General features: G+C 52.0%; 2 protein-coding genes. Both read right to left on the bottom strand.

Annotated features, from left to right (window positions below; translation table 11 throughout):
• Positions 1-271: 271 nt before the first annotated feature.
• Positions 272-1,330, bottom strand: coding sequence for a peptidoglycan-binding domain-containing protein (locus tag IE158_RS13330; protein ID WP_189644192.1), 1,059 nt, complete (start codon positions 1,328-1,330; stop codon positions 272-274).
• A 94-nt stretch (positions 1,331-1,424) separates the two neighbouring features.
• On the bottom strand, positions 1,425-2,160 hold a 736-nt coding region (locus IE158_RS13325; RefSeq protein ID WP_189644191.1), incomplete at its 5' end, for a peptidoglycan-binding domain-containing protein.

The following is a 2,160-nucleotide window of genomic DNA, read 5'->3' as shown; positions in this document are numbered from 1 at the left end:
CCTCCAGTGTGCCCCACCCTCCTAAAAAGTGGGGCCGATGTGGAAGGATTTCGCGTACCACTACCAAAGATATTTTTTCATAAAGGCTCCGTTTGGGATATCCCGAGTAGAGGGCGAAGAGGTGGCTTGAGGTCGTTGTTCCCAGATGCCTGGAATAAGCCCTTTTTCTTGGCGGATCTTGAAGCTTAAATGGCCTGCAATTCAGAGGGCAGCCCATTTAAGCTTTTAGGCACAGACTTTTAGGCACAGAGTAGAGAGCAGCTGGGTTGGTTTACTTGGGTGACCATCCGCAGTGAACATGGTCTTTATGGCCGGGATCATTACTAGGTCCCAACACTTCGTTTGCTCCAGCTGCGATGCATTCGCGCATCACAGCCATACTCAGAGCCTTATTGCTTTCAGTCACTTTTTCCCCATTGATAGTGCCGATATCAAACCCACGCCCCTTATAATGATTGGAGTCTTTTCTGTGATAAGGATAGCCAGTGATGCTGGTGACGTTAAAGCTGTACTTTTTGGAAAGGTCTTGCATAAATTGCAGCATAGGGAGATGCAGTTCAACCTTCGTAAATTGGCTGGGTTGATTCCACACGGCAGTCGTTGCCTTCAGGCCCTTGGCAGTTTCTTCAATGGCGTCACTGGCATCTGCCGGGTAACTTACGGTATCGGCGAGAGTAATGTTCCCATTGTTGAGGATGGCTTTGGCCAGCTGAACTCGGTTGCCGGGTACGCCAGCAATCAGGGCCTTCCAGGTCCAGCGGTCTACCTTGCCCGTGACTTTCAGACCGGCGCTGACGTGCGCACGCTGGAACTCGGCGACTTCCCGCTCAGTCACGTCGGTGTAGTGGATAGTGGTGCCGATGTTGAAGTAATCATTGACTGCTTGAACAGCGAGGTTGGCATCCCCTTTTTCGACCTCAATCAGCAAGTGGCTCCAGGTGGTAGGGCCAACGACTCCATCTGCCCCGAGTCCTTTCAGGGCTTGGAATTCTTTGACCTTTCTTTCGGTTGCTGCGCCGAAGTGGCCGTCAACTGCCAGAGTGCTGGCGCTCTTGAGGTGCATTTTCAGGAAGCGTTGAATGGTGCGGACATCCTCACCACTGCTGCCTTCCTTATAAACCGGCCAATCATTCGTGTTGAGTTGTGTACTTGCAGCAGTGAGCTGAGTGCTGGAGCTCATGGTCTGTTCGGCTTCCGTAGAGTTCACTGCCGAAGCAGCATCAGCCGGGGTCTGGGAGAACACTTCAGGATTTGGCTGGCTGGTTTGACCGCAGGAGGCCAAGGCAGCGGAGACGGTCAGCAGGTAGAAGTACTTCTTGATATTTTTCATAGTGAACTCCTGGCTAGAAATAAGATGTTGTGATGTAGTTGCAGAAGATATGTTGGAATAATTGATAAGGGGCGTAAGGCTAGGGACGACTGGTTTACTTCAGGCTGTTGGGCCTTAGAGCAACCCAGTTTCTGTAGTGTGTGTCCACGGTGCCGTTGGCATACTTACGGCCCCATGTTCCGTCATTGCGCTGAAACAGCGAATAGATTCGGTGTTCCATATCTGCAGTTGGATTGGCCTGCTCATACGATTGGAACTTCCACTGTGACTTGTCGATCCACTTTTCAAAGAGAACGACGTGGCCTGCTGCGGCATTGACCGCGTCTCCAGGCTTCAGGTCTCTCGGATGAATAGGGGTCGAGTAGTTGTCAAGGGTCCAAGTCACCGCGCTGATTTTGTTTCCTTTGGCGTCGCGCAGATTCCAGGCCATACTCACCAGGCCGGAGCAATCGGTGCGCCAACCTTCAAACCAGCCCTGCTGGTTGTAGGCGATATTGAGGTCATACCAACGTTTGGCGCGTGAAACCATCACATTGCGGGCGTCGCTGGAATTCTCAATTCCAGAAATGAGTGCCTTCCATGTCAGGCGATCCACCTCACCTGAGACTTCGAGGCCAACACTCTTATTAGCACGCTGGAACTTCAGGACGTGTTCTTTGGTCACTTCGGTAAAGTGCTGGGTCGAGCCGATATCAAAGTAGTCATTGACGGCCTGAACAGCCAAGCTCTCATCGCCCAATTTGACGGGGATCAGCAGAGCACTCCAAGTCTGGGGGCCAACGACTCCATCGGCTGCTAAGTAGCTTCCGGGTGTAGATTGCATCATATTG

This window comes from Deinococcus piscis, from assembly GCF_014653275.1.
GTDB classification, from domain to species: domain Bacteria; phylum Deinococcota; class Deinococci; order Deinococcales; family Deinococcaceae; genus Deinococcus; species Deinococcus piscis.
This window is presented reverse-complemented; position numbering and strand designations above follow the sequence as displayed.